This window comes from Salipaludibacillus neizhouensis (assembly GCF_002886185.1).
GTDB classification, from domain to species: Bacteria; Bacillota; Bacilli; order Bacillales; family Salisediminibacteriaceae; genus Salipaludibacillus; species Salipaludibacillus neizhouensis.
Genome location: NZ_KZ614146.1, coordinates 1,036,927 through 1,055,969 on the forward strand (window position 1 = coordinate 1,036,927; position 19,043 = coordinate 1,055,969).

Below are 19,043 nucleotides of genomic sequence, written 5' to 3' on the forward strand. Positions count from 1 at the left end.
TTAACTAGGAGGTCTGTTTTATGTATGAATGGGCAATTATTGGTGGAGGAATTCACGGATGTACAGTTGCTAACTTTTTGCTAGCCAAAGGCTTAACGACAACTAGTAAGTTATCAGTCATAGATCCGCATTCTGAACCATTACACATGTGGAAACGAAATACAGAGTTGATTGGTATGGAATATCTTCGTTCCCCATCTGTTCATCATATTGATTTGGACCCTTTCAGTCTTCAGAAATATCAAGAAAATAATCATGACAGGAAAGAACTTTATGGCAACTACAAGAGACCATCCTTAAATTTATTTAACGACCATGCGGATAAAACATTGGAAAATGTCAATATCCATCGTTCTTGGCACCAAGGAAAAGTTAGTCATGCATCAAGGAAAGGAGACGGATGGAGAATTATTACGGAATTAGGGAGTGAAATTTCCACTAAAAACATAGTGATCGCTATAAGCATCAATCATCAGCTAAAAATACCTGAGTGGGTAGCTTCATTAAAATCTGCAAGAGATAATATCTATCATGTGTATGATAAGAGTTTGACGAGCCTAGAAAATGTTTCAGGACCAGTAACGGTTATTGGTGGAGGAATTACAGCCGCCCACGTAGCAATTAGATTAACGTTTCTTTATCCAGGTCAAGTCACATTATTAAAAAGACATCCCTTTCGTATTCATTCTTTCGATAGTGATCCTGGCTGGTTAGGACCAAAGAACTTGATCTCTTTTCACAGAGAGAGAGACTATAGCAAACGTCGAAGTCTAATAAATGAAGCTAGACATAAAGGTTCTTTGCCTCGAGAACTGTATAACAAACTAGCTAAATTAGAGAAAGAAAAGAAACTTTGTATAAAAAATGGCGAAGTGGTGGTTGGAGAAAGAATCGATGACAAAGAAACAGTATTACACTTGAAAGATGGAAAAATCCTGGAAACGAATTCAGTTATATTAGCAACTGGTTTCACCCCTTCGCTACCAAATGAAGCGTGGCTAACTAATTTAATAAATTCGGAGGGACTGCAATGTGCAAAGTGTGGCTATCCCATCGTTCAATCCTCCCTAGAATGGTGTGAACATTTATATGTTGCAGGACCATTAAGTGAATTGGAATTGGGGCCAACTGCCAGAAATATTTCAGGAGCTAGGAAAGCAGCGGAGCGGATTTTGTTAAGTGCAACTTAAACATATCGAAAAAGGACAGTGAAATACTTTTCTCGTCCTTTTTCGATGTGTTTTGTTAGATTGCCCATCGGTCTACCACAATTGCAACTAAATGCCAATCATTTTCATGCTCTTCAAAAGCAAGAATGAGATTTGCCCAATTCATTCCGATTTCATCATCAGGTGACACAAAATATTCAATAAAGTGTGCCTCTGGATAAGCTTCTTCTACGTTTACAATCGTATTTCCCCGTGATTCAGTCTCATTATAATTCACGAGGCCGATCTCGAGAAATCTCGAATATAAATATACTCTTCATAGTATTCGGCTGGAGTGAGTTCTATGGGGTGACCGCTCCCGTCTTCTGATCCCCAATTATATTCTTCGCTGTCCTCCATAAAATTCCGCAATTCTTCTTTTGTGAATGTTAGATGATCATTTTTATCCACGTAACCGTATGGAGAGAACTGGACACCTTTTTCTGGATGAGCATGAATCGCAACTGTGCCAAAGTCTTCGTTTTCCAAGTCAATGACCACGGAATCGGCTTTCTCCTGGATAACTTCGTAATCGGAGTTGCCATTGGCGGACTCATTGGTATCTTCCTCGGTTCCGCTTTCTAATTGATTACTTTTCTCTTCAATTTCCTCTTCGATATTACTGAGTTCATTTTCTACTTTTTGAAGTTCAGCCACTTTAGTCTTTATTTCTTCTTGAAGATCATTAAGTTCCTCTTCTTTTTCTTCTAGTTGTTCAGAATTATTTTCTTCAATATTGACCGTGTTATTCTGCTCATTACTCTCTGCAGTGTTATCCTCTGAAGATATATTATTCTGAGTATTATTACCTGCTGAACAGCCAACTAATAAGAACAAGATTAAAAGACTGCTTAAAAGTATAGTTTGTTTATTTATAAGATTAATGATCATAAAAACTTCCTTAAACACCTATGAAATTTTTATTATTTCCACTCTTATCATTTATATAGATCTTTTTCTCTATAAACGCTCAGTGAAACTGGGATTTAAAAGAGGCAGGAAGAGACTGTTGTATTAAAACTAGTCTTATTTATAACTACTAGAATAATATATTCATAAGAGGGGGTTATTTTGTGATTACAGTTAATACTGCTTTCATTCCAGGTTTTGAAGTGATGGAGGTATTGGGCATTGCTCAAGGAAATGTTGTGCAATCGAAACATGTTGGTAGAGATATCATGGCTGGCTTAAAAACGATTGTAGGCGGAGAAATTAAAGGGTACACAGAAATGCTGACAGAGGCGAGAGATATTGCCTATAATCGGATGGTCAAACAAGCTGAAGAGATGGGAGCAGACGCCATTTTTAACGTAAGATATACCACATCTCAAGTGATGCAGGGGAGTTCAGAACTCCTAGCCTATGGAACTGCTGTTAAAACGGTGAAAGTTTAAATCATAGTTGATTTGATGCTGTTCAGATCAAAAGAAAGGCAAGGGCTTCTCAGCTCTACTTGCCTTTCTTAATTATATATTTTTTAGTTTAGTTAGTAGGTTTTCAAGTATAATAGCTTTTAGTCATTTCTTCCATCACCCAATTGGTTCGTGAACCTGTTTCACCAGTGCTTGGGCACTCTCCGTCATTGCGTAATTCATTGACAATAGTTTGAATGAGAGGCTGTTGAATATGTGTTGGACGCTCAAATTCCCATTCTTGTTTACCTGAACCCGTAATCAATTGAACCGGTTCGTGACCAAACGTGGAAAATACAAGTTTTCCCTTAGTACCAACGATCTCATTCACATCCTCTTTTTCATAAGCTGAAAAGCACCATGTTCCCACACCATGCACACCAGATTCGAATAAATAAGTTCCTGTGACAATATCCTCTGCTTTATAAGCATTCGTTTGGTTTGATGCGAATCCTTTCGCTTCCTCGATAGATCCTAGCAGAAAGTCAAGAATATCAAGTGTATGGCTAGCTACATCAAAAAACAGTCCGCCTCCAGCAATCTCAGGATTTACGCGCCAAGGTTCTTTGTTATCTTTCATTTCTATTGATTTTTGAAATTGTGTTGTTTTCACAAAACAAGGCTTACCAATAGCGCCTTGGTCGATTAATTCTTTAATTTTTAAAAACTTCGGCAGAGCTCTTCGATAGTAAGCTACAAATAGAGGTGTTTCCGTTTCTTTACATACTTTGACCATTTCAACGCATTCCAGATGATTCATCGCCATTGGCTTTTCTACGTACACGGGCTTTTTGTATTTCGCAGCTAGTAACGTATATTCTTTATGGAATGCTGGAGGAGTAGCGATATAAATCGCATCGACGTCAGAATCAGCAACTAATTGTTCTGCATCGCTGTACCATTTAGGGACACCGTGACGGGATGCATAATCCTTGGCTAATTCACCATTTCTTCTCATTACAGCAGTGAGATTTGAGTGACTAATTTTTTGAAAAGCAGGTCCACTTTTCACTTCGGTCACGTCTCCGCAACCGATAATTCCCCAATGAATGTCTTTTTGCACGTTAATCACCCTTTCTGTTTCTATTCTACCAAAAAGTGAGTATTCCGTCGCTAAACGTTGATATTTATTGGATGTAAATTTCACAAAATAATATAATTAAATTAAAGATTCTTCGTATTTAACAATTGATAGAAAAACGCTTTTGGAAATACATGTTAAAATAAAACAGATTCACTATAGGATGTGATGAAATCACTCGGAATATAATGTTTAAGAACCCATTAATCAAAGGAATATAAGAGATAGTAATTTTGAAAACAAAAGGAGGGTGTTTAGAATGTCGGTATCGATAACGATCGTATTGCTATTTATAGGTTATATTATTTTCGCAATTGATAAAAAGCAAGAGGATTTGCCTGTACCACCAATTCTAGTGATAATAGGTATCGGACTATTTTTCGTTCCCTTTTTCTCGGAAGTCGAAGTAACGAAAGAGATGATTTATCATGTTTTTTTACCAGCATTATTGTTTATTTCAGCGTATCAATTTCCCTTTGCAGATTTGAAAAAGCATGCTGGTATTATTACATTCTTGGCTACAGCAGGGACGTTGCTAATGGTCGTTATATTAGGGGGAATTATTTATGCAGTCAGTTTACCATTTATTTCTCTATCATTTGTCGGTGCGATGTTAATTGCCTCGATTCTGACACCGTCTGATCCAGTCTCCGTTGTGAGTGTGTTGAAAAAATCGGCTAAAGACAATCTTATTGCGGATGTCGTTGAAGGCGAGTCCCTTTTAAATGACGGAACTAGTATTGTCATTTTTACATGTATATTGGGGATATTTATGCAAACCCAAAGCTTGTCACCAGTCGCATTTGTTGGTGATTTTTTATACGTTTCACTAGGCGGAGTAGCAATTGGTCTAGTCTTTGGTTGGTTATTTAGTCAGGCAATTCACTTTACACATCATAAGGAATATCAAGTCATGCTCAGTATTATCTTGGCATATGGTTCCTTTCATATTGCTGAACATTTTGGAGTATCAGGTGTGCTCGCTACCGTATTCGCTGGCATTGTGCTCTCTTTTGAGTTTGGAAATCTAATTAAAGAAAAACATTTTCGGGAAGCGTTGGACGGATTTTGGGGTATCGTTGAAATATCGATTTTATCTATCTTGTTTTTAGTCATTGGTATCGTTTCTGCTGATTATCTTTTCTTCGACTATTGGGGACTTGCCATTATCATTTTCATCGCTTCCCTACTTGTAAGATTTCTTATAATCACAGGTTCAACGCAACTTATTCCTGCTTGGAATAAGAAAGTCAGTCTCAAAGAATCAGTTCTTATTAGCTGGTCTGGCTTAAAAGGTTCCGTCTCGATTTTCTTAATCTTGTCCCTGCAAGTTGGAAGTAGTCAAGAAATAGATGTAATTATTTCGATCACATTTGCCGTTGTGCTTATGTCGTTAATTATTCAAAGTATTGGCGTTCATCCTCTCGCTAAAAAACTGCTTTAATATAAGATTTTATGTCTAGACAAAAAATGATATAAAGGCTTAAAATCGGGCAAATCTATGGCTTTTTCGTCGATTAATGAAATAAGAATTCTATACACTTACCTTTCTATAATATAAAATTACTAGTAACCGTTTGTTTGGAAGAAGGGTGTGTATAAAGATGACTATTTTGTTAAGCGACCTTCAAATATTTTTATTAGAAACTTTAAGCATCATTGTTTTTTATTTTATTGTTAGCAGGTTTATTAAAAGGAATCTTCATCCTTTAATAAATGAAGGTTTAATTACACTAGTAGCAGGTACTTCGATCATTTTATGTATGACATTTTCAGTTAATCTAACGGAAGGGCATATCTTTGATTTGCGTCAAATACCTTTTATTCTTGGAGCTTTGTATGGTGGCCGAAGAGTAGCGGTTGTGTTATTTGTTATTTTGATTTCTTATCGTTTTTTTATCGATGGTTCAGGATTTTATGGAGCCTTTATCGTTAATTTTTTATTACTGTTTTCCTTATGGTTTATCATTCCAAAATTTTATCAGACCTTTAAGATAGAACGTAAAGTCAAACTTGCCACCGTAGCTGCTTTATTAGGTGTGATGTTTATGGCTCTTTTGGTCTCTCTTTTATTTAGTGAATTAATCGATAGGAGATATATCATATTTATAAGTCTCTTTTCAATAGCACAACCTATTGGTGTTATTATGTTTGTCAGTTTTATAGAAAAAGCGAAACAAGATATTATCCTAGCCGGTGAATTAAGGCGGCTTGAAAAACTGCAGGCTGTCAGTGATATTGCTGCCAGCATATCTCATGAAGTACGTAACCCATTAACAGTCACAAAAGGGTTTTTGCAATTATTAAGAGAACCAAATCTAACAGAGGAAAAAAGGAGCACATACATTAAGTATTCTTTGGAAGAGTTGGATCGTGCCGAACAAATTATTACTGATTATTTAACCTTTGCTAAACCATCACTTGAAAATATTGAGGTGTTGGAACTTGATAAAGAATTGGACTATATTTTAAAAGTCGTCAATCCATACGCTACTATGAATAATGTTCTTATTGAAGTGAATATAATAAACAATGGGTATGTTACAGGAGAAGCCGAGAAGCTCCATCAATGTTTATTAAATATTATAAAAAATGCCATTGAATCGATCGAACTGGAAGGACAAATAACTATTACAGTGGATGCACGTGATGGAATGGCAAAAATTTTGATTGATGATACAGGTACAGGAATGAGCGAAGAACAAATTAATAAATTGGGGACACCTTATTTTTCAACAAAGGATAAAGGCACAGGTCTTGGCACCATGGTTGTCTTTAGCATCATTAAAGCAATGAATGGAGAAATAAAGGTAGAAAGTGAAGTGGGAGAGGGTACGCGTTTTATAGTAACGTTACCGACTACGAATCACAACAGTAAATAAAAAGAAAGTGATTACATAGATTATTATGAATAGTATTATAGAAGAAGATATCAGCTATCTTTACGCCACAAGTATCAAGGGGAAACCCACCCTTGATACTTAAGTGATGGTGGCTTTAAAGATCACGCTGTATTTAATAAAAGACGGCTATGCCGTTTTTCTTATAAAACTTATGGTAGACTTGAAAATAAAACAGTGAGGACGTTTTGCGATGTTTGATCCAACAATTTTTGATAATTTGAAAGTGGCATTTGAGAATCATGTGTATGATTTAGATAACTTAAATCGGGAGATTGACATTACGAACAGACAGGACCTTCTTGATCTCTCCTTAATGTCCAGAGAATTTGTCATAGAATTTGAATTAGTGGATCAACAGGAAGTGAAGGCAGAGATTGTCCTAGAAGCAACGTTAAAAGATTTGGCATCTGAAATATTAGAGACATCCGGTGAATCTCCCGGCTGCACACTATCTGTGCGTTTTCATATGGTGGTCGAGGATATCGAGGACGAGTGTGAACTTATTGATGAAATTTTAGAAAACATTTGGAAGCCAGACCATCGTCCCGCCCAAACGTTACGTTTCACCTATGGAAACGCTCATAATGAATATAGGAATACCGTAGAAGTGCCTTTTAATCATAAAATTAATGAGGATCATATGGATCAAATTCCAGAATTCATTGATCACGTAGTACAGACACTCCATGAATTAAATGAGCTATAAAAACGAATTTTGAAAATGATCCAGCGATTTAATAGTTAGTTAAAGGCATAGGGCGTGAATCCTATATTTTTTTATTTGTTATAAAATGTTTTTGATAAGATAGAGTCACTCACTGAGACTATCTTATCTCAAGGGCACTATTCGCTTTCCATATTAACATTGGTAACCTCCGTTAGATCTGAATGGCTCTAAACAACATATTCAGCGACACTCAGGATAGGACTTTTCACCTCAAGGTCTCTAAACCCCATCGAAATAAACTCAAGAATCGTCCAAATACTTCCTTTTATTAAAAGGAGTTTTGTTATGCCGGAACGAAATATATAGACAGTGAATGATTATTACAAAGGAGAGGGTAAAATGAATAATCACGAAATTGATTTTAAGTTGTATGGAGACGACATGCAGTTTGTTGAGGTGGAATTAGATCCTGATGAAACGGTAATCGCCGAGGCTGGAAGCTTAATGATGATGGAAGAAAACATCAAAATGGAAACACTATTTGGTGACGGTTCCTCTGAAAAAGGTGGATTAATGGGCAAGTTGCTTGGTGCAGGTAAACGAGTGATCACAGGAGAAAGTTTGTTCATGACGACATTCACCAACGAAGGACAAGGCAAAAAACACGTCTCCTTTGCTTCTCCATACCCAGGTAAAATCATCCCAATGGATTTGAGTGAACTGGATGGAAAACTGATTTGTCAAAAAGATGCTTTCCTCGCTGCTGCAAAAGGAGTGTCTATTGGAATTGAGTTTCAGAAGAAAATGGGCGTTGGTTTCTTCGGTGGAGAAGGGTTCATTATGCAAAAACTTGAGGGAGATGGAATGACGTTCATTCATGCTGGGGGAACAATGCACAAAAAAGAGCTTGTACCCGGTGAGAAATTGCGTGTTGATACGGGGTGCCTGGTTGCTATGACAGGAAATATTGATTATAACATTGAATATATTGGCGGCATTAAAACAGCCATGTTTGGTGGGGAAGGTCTGTTCTTTGCTACATTAACAGGTCCAGGAACTGTGTGGATTCAATCTCTGCCATTTAGTCGTCTAGCCAGCCGCATTTTTGCTGCTGCACCGGAAAGAGGCGGAAACAAAGGTGAGGGAAGTGTGGCAGGAGGTCTGTTTGATATTTTAGGTGGGGATAGAAAGTAAGTTACTTAATCGCATGGAGTGTGATACTTGATCGGAAGCATCACTTGAATTCCCAGGCCAGGCGGATGCTATCCGTGGGTAACACTTTTGCCACATCTATAAAAAAGCAAAAACAACTAACTATAATAGGTAGTTTGTTGTTTTTACTTTATTTGTTAAAAAGGCATTTTCTAAAAAGATTTTAACGATACGAAATTGGAAACCCTTCAAAACTTACGATTTGGGATACTCGGATATGAACCGCCTTGTCATCGGAAAGATTAAGTTGGATATGATCCACGGCAACCCCAGTCAAAACACCCTCAATTTTTCCTGCAGTTGTAGTTACAATTATTTGTTCATTTTCATGCCTACTCAAATGGTCAACGAAAACAGGATCGAGTGGGGTTACATACTGAGTTGGCTGAGGCACGGATGGAACAGGAAATATAGGTATAGGCAGCAGGCATTTGATTCACATAAGCAGGTTGAACAATTGGATGCAGAGAAACAGGTATATTTTGGGCTTGCACGGATTTTTCAGCTTTGTTTAGCATAGAATTTGAATAATTATTGTCATTCATCAGGAACACTTCCCTCTCCAAAGCCGATTTCACTTATACTTATGATTGAAATCACTTAATATTCTCAAGGGACAAACATATTCCGGAGAGGGCATGCTTTTTAACGAAAGGTTTCTCAAATTCGCTTTTTCAAGCCTTTTATCAGAAATAATAGTAGTTACGTAAACTGATTCTATAAAAAGTGTTGTTTGGAAGAATCCGCGAGACTCCTATGGAAGAATGATCCAAGCGAGACCCCTCAGAGCGTCAGTTTGCTCGAGGAGGCTCTCGGATCATTCACGGAAAGGGAGCGGTAATTCTTCCAAACAAGCTTCCGTGATTATAAAGCAACAAAATAGAAAAAAAGATAAAGACACTTAACTGAACCCTTACGACTTGTAATACTCTGCTAAAGTAGTGTCTAGTTTGACAAGTCCTTCTGAAAGCATCTTAGCAATTTGATCGGCACCATATTCTTGGAAATGTGTATCATCTGTTTTTCCTTCTGGAAACGCAGAGTAAGTCCCCTCATCTACGTGCAAAAACACAGAGCGTGTTCCCTCAGGCCCAAGTTCATCATAATACTCACGACTCGACGTGTTTAAATCTACGAGTAATACATCTAAATCCTTCGAAATTTCTTCCATAGCTTGTTTATATTCAAGAAAACTAGTATTGAATTTTTCTGTTTCTGGATCAAAATCTCGTCGTCCAACAGGAGTAATTAAAATTGGTATTCCCGCTCGTTGGCGAACGCCAGTGACATACGTTTTCATGTACTCTTTAAAATCTGCGACTGGTGTATAACGCTCGGGAACGAAACTAGTTGCATCATTGTGACCGAACTGAATCAGCACAAAATCTCGTGGTTTCAACTCACGTAAAATATTATCTAACCGACCTTCTGTATAGAATGTTCTTGAGCTCCTTCCCCCGATTGCATGATTTGCGATCGTTAATTTTTTATTGAAATAACTAGGAAGCATTTGTCCCCAGCCAGCTTGTGGTTTCAAATCACGCTTGTAAGTTTGTGCAGTAGAGTCACTGGCTACATATACTGTTGGATGTTTAGCAGCTTGTCGATTTGGCAACTTTGTAATGACAATAGCATTAATTTTGGGCTGATCACCAGTTAATTCAATCGATAACTGCCCATCAATTACTGCAATTTCAAAATCCGATTCTGTAATTTGTCCAGCATGAAGAGAGGTGTTTTCTACTTTTTGAATCGACTCCGCCCTTATGCCAAATTCAGTGGGTTCGTGGATGTCACCCGAAACAACAGACACCGTGTAATCGCCATTTGGGAGATCAACGAGAAAGGCGGTGTTAGAGTATGAGATGAAATCTCGTTCTATGCCATGCGCTTCCTCTTGATATATAGCCATTACATTTGCGATGTCAGAAAAACCATAACCTGTTTCTTTACTATAAATACTTTCTTCTGTAACTTTTAGGTAATCTGCTACAACTGAACTGTCAGACGGCCCGAAATCATACCGCTTTTGTAAAGGTACTTCTAAAGAATTAACTCTTGTTGCAGAAATAGTTAAAACGGATGCGGCTGTAACAGAAGCAAGTGCGATTGCTAAGCCTGTTTTGATAAGTCTTTTTCTTCGTGTCATTTTTACACCTTCACTCTCGTAGGTTTATGTATAGATTTATGAAAAGCATTTTACTAGGGGAGGGACAGGGAATTTCAAAAAAGCAAATCTTGGTTAGGAATTGTTAGAAGTATGAGCAACAGTCTAGAATACTAATTTACGTTGAAAACCCTTTCACAATCTTATCATAAACTTTTTTTCATTTGAATATCAAATATGCGGTATATATAATCAAGGTAATGGTAGAGTTTGCATTATATTAAAAAGTTGGTGAATATATATGAGAAATGATTCCGCAGATAAGTTGTGGGAAGACTATTTAAAAACGAACCCAGACACACCAAAGAAATATGAAGCTTGGGCATTCGGTGATTCCAAGGAAATGGCTGATGAATTAGCCAAGCTGGTTTTAGAAGGGACGAAAACAGCGACTGCTTCTAACTACGTGCTATATAAGTTAGATGACGAACCACTACCGCATGTTGGTCTGCATAATATCATTCTTGATGGCGAAGGAAAGGCCGTAGCTATCGTAGAAACGACATCGGTAGAAGTTGTCCCATTCGACGAAGTTACGCCGGAATTTGCCTTTTTGGAAGGAGAAGGTGATCGTACCCTAAAGTATTGGCGAGATGTCCACAAAACTTTTTTTACTAAAGAATTCAAAAATATTAGACAAGAGTTTCAAGAGAACATGCTAGTTGTCTGTGAAAAATTTAGTTTAATATTCAAGAAATAAAATCAAAGGGATTCTTTTTACTGTGGAATCACGCATTTTAAATAGCACTTTATTCAACAGGGTCCACTTGCACAGCAGTCTGTTTCCCACTCGTTTGAACACCTGTCTTTTTTGTTCCTAAATGACTTAACTCTTGTAGTAAACTCTCCAGCATCTCTTTCGACTTTCCACTTTCGTTGCCTTTCACTACTAAATAGACGGAATCACCAGACTGGAGAATTTGTTCAGCCCGTCTTATTTTGGTTTCAAGATCATGCTCCTCAATAACGGGTGTCAGACGAATTTCCTTCACTTTAGGCTTACGTGCTTTTTTGTTGGCCTTTTGTTTTTCTTGTTTGGCCTTCCCAGAAGCGATTAATGTGCATGGGGGAGGATTAGATAGCATGGACGTACATACCAAATCCACCTTGTTTTCTTTTGCTATGGCCAGTGCCTCAGAAGTTTGAACGATGCCTAAATCTTCTCCGTCCAAGCCGGTCAGATGAACTTCCTCGGTCTTAATTTTATTATTTTTGATCATACGATACCCTCCGTTATTTAGATGAATGTAATATAATTATTATACTACGGTATCATAAGTCATCTCGTTATTCTGAATAATATGGAGGAACAATCTTAAAAATGAAATGTAATTTATTCTTATTAAAAGAGCTCACTTAATAGGGAAGGGAATCGCGGCTGCTTCTAAAAACTTTCGTTTTCCTTATTAAGTACCTCAATCTAGCTTAAATTTGCGGGTTATGTTTTGATAGGTATCTTTACTGCAAATAACATATAGCTCTGCGTCATCTGGCAGCGGTTCATTCAGTTTTTTTAATATTTGAAAATCATATTGGTCAGAGATAAAGTTAGCCTCTAATGATTTTAGTTCTTCAAATGCGTCATTATATGTTTTCCAAAGACCCCGATTGAAAAGTTTCCATATATCGACACCACTTTTTCTACTTAGCAGTTTCATCACTATTTTACTAGAACCTTTGTGTACAGCAGACTTAGCCATTAAATCTGAAAGAGCCTCGTCAGCGATAACAAATTCATCGACATTTGCATGTTTAAAATTAGGAATGTGTTTTTCTTTTAATATTTCTACGATGGTATATATATCTATCCCTAAATCCACAGCATATCCCTCAACAGAGGAAACAATAATGAGCGATTTACCATCAGCTGAAACTGGATCAATTTCATTTTCCTCTGTGAAAATTAAAACGGCATGTGCCTCCTGGACGTTAGCTTGTTCTAAAGTCTGCTTGTCGGTTGGATCTCCTTGGATATAAAAAAGGTTAACACTTTCAATGGGGGTACTAGGAAGAGAATCGATTAATACAATTTTTACATCTTCGCCAATTTCAATTATTTCATTCATCGTATGTTTTGCTTTATTTGACCAACCGATGATTACGTAATGACCCTTGCCCCTAAATCGCAATTTACCTTCCTCCTTTAGTGTTTGAAACATCCCATATCCCTCAACAATTTTACCAATGACAATACCAATTAAACCGATTCCAAATATGTATAAAAATAATCCGTATAGTTTACCGATTGTTGTTTCCGGAACGAAATCACCGTAACCGGTTGTCGTAACAGTCGTCATCACATACCAGAATCCAATAAATGGAGTTACAAACATATCTGGTTCTAACCAATGAACAACAAAAGAACTTAATGTGATAAAAACGATGGTTATAACTATAATAGGTAACTTTTTTGTCTTAACTGCTATCTGCATTAATTCAAATATCATTAACATGTCATCATATCCTCCATCATTAAAAGCATTACCACTATTATCCTGAAATATGATGGTAACTCTTAAAAGCTTTTTTTTAGGACGGATTGAAACTAGTGAGAATAGTGATCGTTTTTTTGTACAAAATTCTAGGAGCAAGGAAAGAAAAATAAGTCCTCAAAATAATTCGTTGACATTTTTATTTTAAAGGAGTAAATTACGTTTATAATCATTTAATATCAACCTTTAACCGCTGAATTTGTTTTAGTGCAAAACGGAGGAACCAATTTTTTGATAAATATGAATAGTATTTATCTTGGGGTGAATCTTAGTAGAAGGGATACTCTCAGTCACTAACCCGACAGTTAACTTCGTAAGCGTATAATAAGAGGGAAAGGTCTATGGAAACGACCCTTCTTTAAGAATGGTCTTTTTTTGTGTGTAAAAGGAGATGGAATTGATGGGCAAGCATAAGAAAAAACAGTTTGTTGTCATCGGACTTGGGCGCTTCGGTGGAAGTATATGTGAAGAACTAATCGCGCAAGGAAATGAAGTACTCGCTCTGGATAAAGATGAAAACAAGGTAAGAGAATTCTCAAAGATTGCTACTCACACGCTGGTCGCCGATTCAACGGACGAAGCTACACTTCGGTCATTAGGTGTTCGAAACTTTTAAACAGTATTTGTAGCGATTGGAGATGATATTCAATCAAGTATTTTAACCACTCTTTTACTAAAAAAATTAGGAATAAAAAACATTTGCGTCAAAGCAAAAAATATATATCACCATAAAGTTTTAGAAAAAATCGGTGCAGATAATATTGTTCATCCAGAAAAAGATATGGGAAAAAGAATTGCCCAGCATTATTCTGATGAGAATGTCATTGATTTTATTGAATTATCGGAGGATTACAGCATTGTAGAATTAGTAGCTACATCAAAGCTTGACGGAAACACTCTAGCAGAATTAGATATTAGAGCGAATTATGGTATAACCATTTTAGCCATAAAAAATGAAGGAGACATCAATGTGTCACCTGAACCGGATTACCAACTAACGAAGGGAGAACTACTAATTGTCATAGGTCATAAAAATGAAATAAAAAGATTTGAAGTAAAGGCCATGTAGTTCTACATTGGCAATATAATGACAGCAACGAGAGGGATATTTATGAGGAAACACCAAAAAGCTCAATCAATTAAATTATCATCTGTACAGATGATCGTGATCTTTTATTTTGCTACAGTTTTTCTATCAACGATACTAATAAGCTTACCAATCGCCTTAAAGCCTGGGGTAGAATGGTCGGTTATTGATGCTTTATTTACAGCTATTAGCGCAGTAAGTGTGACTGGTCTGACTGTAGTTTCCACTGCTGAGACCTTTAGTACTCCAGGTGTGTTTATTCTAGCATTTATTCTCCAATTTGGTGGACTCGGTATTATGACTTTAGGTACATTTATTTGGGTGGTTTTCAAAAGGAAAATTGGTTTCAGGGAAAGACAACTTATTATGACAGATCATAATAGGGATACATTCTCGGGTTTAGTTGCACTGATGTTACAAATTTTGAAGTTGTTTTTAATCATAGAAGCAATTGGTACTATTCTCCTTGGGGTTTATTTCTTAAATTATTTCCCAACTTGGCAAGAGGCATTCCTCCAAGGATTTTTCGGATCAGTTAGTGCTGCTACAAATGCAGGGTTTGATATTACAGGGGAATCACTGGTTCCATTTGCAAATGATTATTTTGTTCAAACGGTAAATCTCTTTTTGTTGATTTTTGGAGCCATCGGTTTTCCTGTATTGTTAGAATTGAAAGATATGTTTTATCACAAAAAAGAGAATGGTAAGTTTCGATTTTCATTGTTTGCGAAGATCACAACAGTATCATTCTTTGCATTAGCGATTCTAGGAACGTTATTAATCTATTATTTTGATAAAGATCATTTTTTTGTTGATAAAACGTGGCATGAATCGCTTTTTTATGCCTTGTTTCAATCTGTCACTACGAGAAATGGTGGATTAGCTACGATGGATGTCAGTGAATTTACTGAATCTACACAAATGGTGCAAAGTGCATTAATGTTCATAGGGGCCTCACCGAGCAGTGTGGGGGGAGGAATACGAACAACAACTTTTGCTATCGCTATATTAGGTATATTGTCTTTTGCTAGGGGGAAACAATCGGTGAAGATTTTTCGCAGAGAAATTGACCCTGAGGATATTACAAAATCATTTGTTGTCATTTCGGTTGCGATTATGATTTGCTTTTCCGCTATTATTCTATTAGCAAGTATTGAACCATTTCCACTTATGGCTATTATCTATGAGGTTACTTCTGCCTTTGGAACAACAGGTTTGTCGATGGGGATTACTCCGGAACTTAGCACACCTGGTAAAATAATTATCATGTTTTTGATGTTCGTTGGAAGGATTGGTATTTTTTCTTTCTTATTTTTAATTCGTGGCAAAACAACGTCCGAACCATATCATTACCCGCGAGAGAAAGTAATCATTGGTTAATGGGACGTTTTAATCATAGTATTTGTGAAGACCTATATTCTAGAGCGAGGACTTATTTGATGTCTTCGCTTTTTTTTATGTTCAAATGACTAGATTCATAGGAAAGGAAGCAGAGAACCGTCCCCTTGAACCGTTTGGAATGATTTGTCCCACTTTTGAATAGCATGGAGTAAGGAGTGCTTGGATGTTTTTTATGAGGGGGAAATCTAATGGTAGAAGCAATTTTAGAATTAGTGATGAGTGAGCCGCAAGCGCAAACCATGTTATCAAATCAGCTGATAGAATTGATTTTTATGATGTTATTTATAACATTTGCACTAGCGTTTCTCGTTCATTTCATGATGTATTTCAGGCTAAAGAAAATACGCCATTTTTTAGAAGCTACGGATTCAGTGGATGTAGATCCGTTACGGACATTTAAAGAGGAGTTTGATAAAAAACAACAAGAGGATTCCGTAAAAGTGGAGACATTTGTGCAACAGAAATTCTCCAGTTGGCGGATGTTTCATATTCCCGTAGTGAGTCTTATGAAAATGATTCAAATGACTGTGTCTGTCTTTATTTTAGTTGGTGTATTAGGAACATTTATTGGACTGACGATGTCGCTAGGAAGTATTGATTCCACGGGGGATCAGCTTGTTGAAAATGTGGCAAGCGTACTTGCCGGGATAGATGTCGCATTTTACACGAGTATTGTCGGAATGGGTTTATCCTTAGTGATGACCGTCATCATTCGGGTGGCGAATACGGAATATTTGCTGACAGATATTATGTTGAAAATGGAGTCTCATTTAGAGGGAAATGAACAGAACCCGATAGATCGGCTAATTGAAGTGTCGGAAACGATAAATTCTTCTATTATTGACCTTCGGGAGACAAACCAAGAATCGTTGCAAAACATTGAAAAATCCTTTAAAGGGTTTCAGGAATATACGATTGGACTCCAGAAAGCTGCAGAGGATCTAAGTAAGTTTAACGAGGGACTGTCCAATAACATTCAGGATTTCACCGTTCTTTTCACGAACATGAAAATAGTAACGAGTGGGTTTGATAAAGCAGCAACAAAGCTAAATGATCATTTTAACGACTTGTTTACCTATTTTGATAAAATGGATAAACGAAACGATCGAATGTCACAAGCATTTCAATATACTTCTAAAAAAATCGAGGAACTCACGGCCTCTCAAGTGAAAACGTTACATCAGTTTGAAGATTCCATGGAGGATTGGAAAGAGTATCTCTCTTCGATGGCTGAAAGGCAAGAGTCTTCACATGGCGCTTTTAAGAGAATGAATGCACAGTGCGATGATTTAGTAAAATTAATGAAGGAAAACAACAAGCAGTTTAAAGGGGTTTTTGGGGAAGATGTTAGTTCTAAACTGTCAGGGATACATTCATCTTTAAAGGATATGTCGAGTGATTTTGATAGACTTGGAAGCTCGATTGTTCAATTACCAGAAGCTCTAGAAACCATTTCTAAAACGCAATCAGAATACAAGCATTTGATATCGGATCGATTTGACGATTTAAAAGAATTCAATAAAGAATTTAATCAGCATTTAAAAGCACATTCCGCTGAATCGAATGCCTTTGAAAGGCAATTACGTGATGCATCGAGCTCTTATGAACAAATAAACATCAAAAATAATCAACTGATCAACGAGATAAATCGCACCATGCATGAAATAACGGATTCGTTTTCACAAAGAGAAAAGCAAATTGACTCCAGTGTTGAAGTGCTTAAAGATACGCTATCTCGCTATGTGACCTCGCTAGATGGAACATTGGGCGACAAGCTTGATAAGGTAGGAAGAAATATTGGTGATTACGTTATGGATATGAATGGCGCGATTAAAAAGGAATTCAAACAGATTGGTGAAATCACCGATCAAAATCAACAAAAAAACATTCGTTTATCCCAGCAAATGATTTATGACCTGAATCAAGAATTTCAAGAATTGAATCGTCAGCTTCGTACCGTGAAACCGGAGGAAGTAAGACATTTTAATCGCATAAAGGTTGGAAGCAACCATGATCAATAAATACCAGCGGCTTTTAAAAAATGACCAGGATGATGGACACTTTTGGCCATCATTCACGGATTTATTAACGGCAGTTTTACTTTGTTTTGTGTTGATCTTTATTATTATGATGGTCATAAAATCGTTCCAAATAGAAGAGATGGAGAAAACAATTGACCAAATAATGGGGGTCAGAGTTAATTTAATTGAAGATTTACAAGAGGAGTTTGACGAATCAACGGTAGGGGTGGAGGTTGACGAGGATACAGGTGCGCTCATCTTTAACACCGATATTTTGTATGAATTTGATGAGGCAAATTTAAAACAAGAAGGGTTTGCGTTTTTAGATGAGTTCGTGCCAACGTATTTAGAGGTGTTACTGGAGGGTGGTTATGAAGAATACATTTCAGAAATCATCGTGGAAGGTCATGCTGATCGAGAAGGTGGCTATTTGTACAATTTAGAGCTTTCACAGGAACGGGCATTCAGTGTGGCCGAACACATTCTGAGTGAAAGATTTCCGGAACAAGATGTCCAACAGCCTTTAATAGACAAGTTAACCGTAAATGGAAGGTCGAATACCGATGAGCGAACAGATGAAGCAGGAAATTATAATGCAAAGGATTCGCGGAGAGTAGAATTCAAATTCAGGTTGAAAGATGAAGAGATATTGGAGCAAACAAGAGGACTGCTTGGAGGGAACTGAACTTTAGTTCCTTCTTTTTTGTAGATAATTTATAGTATTATCGGTTTTTTAAAAATTGTTTTTTTCGTTGATCAGAGAGGCGCGAATCCGCTCTAGGCTGACGCTTTCCGCGGGCAATGCTTCAACGTCTTCGTACAAACGTGTCTCTTCCTCTGCCAGAAACTCTCCGAAAAGACATCCATCTAGACAACTTTCAGTATTCCTTTAAGTTCATCATCCCGTGTAGTATTTAGTCCGCCTTCTTCAAAAGCAATGGATTTCTTTGCGATAGAGTAGTATAACCAGGAATAAGATACCTCGATGATGTTTAATGGTGGTTTTGGTTCGTCATCAACGATGGAATTAAATGCATGCTGGATTGATTCTAGTATATTTGGCATGTTTCAACCCTCCTTTTCCATACTAAAATTTGCAATAAAAAGGGAATTTATGAATATGAGGTTAAATTTATGTTTTTGTTACCTTTATTTTTATTAAATCTGATTAAAGCCAATCACGTAATGCTAAAACAACTAAGTGTAACTAAACGGTTATTAACGTTACATTTACGATGAATAGTGCGTTGCGAAGGTAACGATACTTGCTCTTTAGCGAAACTGAGTGGGCGGATTTCTTGTGAAGGTCGATCTTTCACCTCTTTGCAGCTGTAAATACAAAATTAGTGGAATAAATTAATCTATTCCTATGCTACTTATAAAATCTGAATA

18 protein-coding genes, 1 pseudogene and 1 riboswitch are annotated in these 19,043 nt (G+C 36.9%); of the genes and pseudogenes, 11 read left to right on the forward strand and 8 right to left on the reverse strand.

What is annotated here, in order from left to right; genetic code table 11:
- Positions 1-20 precede the first annotated feature (20 nt).
- A complete protein-coding gene (locus tag CEF18_RS04875) occupies positions 21-1,190 on the forward strand; it encodes an FAD/NAD(P)-binding protein (RefSeq protein WP_110935460.1) in 1,170 nt (389 codons plus the stop codon).
- Positions 1,191-1,245: 55 nt separating this feature from the next.
- Here the strand turns inward: CEF18_RS04875 and CEF18_RS04880 are convergent, their stop codons facing one another.
- Together CEF18_RS04880 and CEF18_RS04885 are read right to left on the reverse strand one after the other, a co-directional pair.
- Entirely contained in the window at positions 1,246-1,446 is a 201-nt protein-coding gene (locus tag CEF18_RS04880; protein ID WP_110935461.1) for a hypothetical protein, read from the reverse strand.
- Positions 1,443-2,099 carry a hypothetical protein gene (locus tag CEF18_RS04885; RefSeq protein ID WP_110935462.1) on the reverse strand — a complete coding sequence of 219 codons (657 nt, stop codon included), beginning with the start codon at positions 2,097-2,099 and terminating at the stop codon, positions 1,443-1,445. Before CEF18_RS04885 ends, CEF18_RS04880 begins: the two co-directional genes overlap by 4 nt.
- A 182-nt stretch (positions 2,100-2,281) precedes the next feature.
- Here CEF18_RS04885 and CEF18_RS04890 point away from each other — a divergent pair, with 182 nt between their 5' ends.
- The gene (locus tag CEF18_RS04890; protein WP_110935463.1) at positions 2,282-2,602 is read left to right on the forward strand and encodes a YbjQ family protein; all 321 of its coding nucleotides are present in this window, start codon (positions 2,282-2,284) and stop codon (positions 2,600-2,602) included.
- A gap of 103 nt (positions 2,603-2,705) precedes the next feature.
- Here CEF18_RS04890 and CEF18_RS04895 read toward each other — a convergent pair whose 3' ends face one another.
- Positions 2,706-3,683 (reverse strand): Gfo/Idh/MocA family protein, encoded by a 978-nt coding sequence (locus CEF18_RS04895; RefSeq protein WP_220693817.1) that lies wholly within the window; start codon positions 3,681-3,683, stop codon positions 2,706-2,708.
- Between the two features lie 277 nt (positions 3,684-3,960).
- Between CEF18_RS04895 and CEF18_RS04900 the strand changes: the two genes are divergently transcribed.
- From CEF18_RS04900 to CEF18_RS04915, 4 genes are all read left to right on the forward strand, one after another.
- On the forward strand, positions 3,961-5,145 hold the full coding sequence (locus CEF18_RS04900) for a cation:proton antiporter (RefSeq protein WP_110935464.1): 1,185 nt from the start codon (positions 3,961-3,963) through the stop codon (positions 5,143-5,145).
- 160 nt (positions 5,146-5,305) lie between these two features.
- Complete coding sequence (locus CEF18_RS04905) at positions 5,306-6,583, forward strand: sensor histidine kinase (RefSeq protein ID WP_110935465.1); 1,278 nt, start codon at positions 5,306-5,308, stop codon at positions 6,581-6,583.
- A 211-nt stretch (positions 6,584-6,794) separates the two neighbouring features.
- Complete coding sequence (locus CEF18_RS04910) at positions 6,795-7,310, forward strand: hypothetical protein (protein ID WP_110935466.1); 516 nt, start codon at positions 6,795-6,797, stop codon at positions 7,308-7,310.
- Positions 7,311-7,670: 360 nt separating this feature from the next.
- Positions 7,671-8,465: a TIGR00266 family protein gene (locus tag CEF18_RS04915; RefSeq protein ID WP_110935467.1), complete on the forward strand. Its 795-nt coding sequence runs from the start codon at positions 7,671-7,673 to the stop codon at positions 8,463-8,465.
- A gap of 181 nt (positions 8,466-8,646) precedes the next feature.
- Here CEF18_RS04915 and CEF18_RS04920 read toward each other — a convergent pair whose 3' ends face one another.
- Entirely contained in the window at positions 8,647-8,877 is a 231-nt protein-coding gene (locus CEF18_RS04920) for a DUF2642 domain-containing protein (RefSeq protein WP_223292236.1), read from the reverse strand.
- Between the two features lie 519 nt (positions 8,878-9,396).
- Positions 9,397-10,632 (reverse strand): rhamnogalacturonan acetylesterase, encoded by a 1,236-nt coding sequence (locus tag CEF18_RS04925; protein ID WP_110935468.1) that lies wholly within the window; start codon positions 10,630-10,632, stop codon positions 9,397-9,399.
- A 259-nt stretch (positions 10,633-10,891) separates the two neighbouring features.
- Between CEF18_RS04925 and CEF18_RS04930 the strand changes: the two genes are divergently transcribed.
- Positions 10,892-11,350, forward strand: coding sequence for an ASCH domain-containing protein (locus CEF18_RS04930; protein WP_110935469.1), 459 nt, complete (start codon positions 10,892-10,894; stop codon positions 11,348-11,350).
- A 49-nt stretch (positions 11,351-11,399) separates the two neighbouring features.
- Here CEF18_RS04930 and infC read toward each other — a convergent pair whose 3' ends face one another.
- Positions 11,400-11,870: a translation initiation factor IF-3 gene (gene infC / locus CEF18_RS04935; RefSeq protein WP_110935470.1), complete on the reverse strand. Its 471-nt coding sequence runs from the start codon at positions 11,868-11,870 to the stop codon at positions 11,400-11,402.
- Positions 11,871-12,065: 195 nt separating this feature from the next.
- Positions 12,066-13,103: an ion channel gene (locus tag CEF18_RS04940; RefSeq protein ID WP_110935471.1), complete on the reverse strand. Its 1,038-nt coding sequence runs from the start codon at positions 13,101-13,103 to the stop codon at positions 12,066-12,068.
- A gap of 220 nt (positions 13,104-13,323) precedes the next feature.
- Positions 13,324-13,478: riboswitch (cyclic di-AMP (ydaO/yuaA leader) on the forward strand.
- A 64-nt stretch (positions 13,479-13,542) separates the two neighbouring features.
- Here CEF18_RS04940 and CEF18_RS04945 point away from each other — a divergent pair.
- The 4 genes and pseudogenes from CEF18_RS04945 to CEF18_RS04960 all read left to right on the forward strand — a co-directional run bounded on the left by CEF18_RS04945 (position 13,543) and on the right by CEF18_RS04960 (position 18,336).
- Positions 13,543-14,211, forward strand: a pseudogene (locus CEF18_RS04945) (potassium channel family protein).
- A gap of 42 nt (positions 14,212-14,253) precedes the next feature.
- Positions 14,254-15,609: a TrkH family potassium uptake protein gene (locus CEF18_RS04950; protein WP_110935472.1), complete on the forward strand. Its 1,356-nt coding sequence runs from the start codon at positions 14,254-14,256 to the stop codon at positions 15,607-15,609.
- A 209-nt stretch (positions 15,610-15,818) separates the two neighbouring features.
- Entirely contained in the window at positions 15,819-17,651 is a 1,833-nt protein-coding gene (locus tag CEF18_RS04955) for a MotA/TolQ/ExbB proton channel family protein (RefSeq protein ID WP_110935473.1), read from the forward strand.
- Positions 17,641-18,336 carry an OmpA family protein gene (locus CEF18_RS04960; protein WP_110935474.1) on the forward strand — a complete coding sequence of 232 codons (696 nt, stop codon included), beginning with the start codon at positions 17,641-17,643 and terminating at the stop codon, positions 18,334-18,336. Before CEF18_RS04955 ends, CEF18_RS04960 begins: the two co-directional genes overlap by 11 nt.
- Before the next feature lie 182 nt (positions 18,337-18,518).
- On the opposite strand, the gene CEF18_RS04965 is transcribed toward CEF18_RS04960, so the two are convergent.
- Positions 18,519-18,716, reverse strand: a complete 198-nt coding sequence (locus CEF18_RS04965) for a hypothetical protein (RefSeq protein WP_110935475.1) — start codon at positions 18,714-18,716, stop codon at positions 18,519-18,521.
- Positions 18,717-19,043 lie beyond the last annotated feature (327 nt).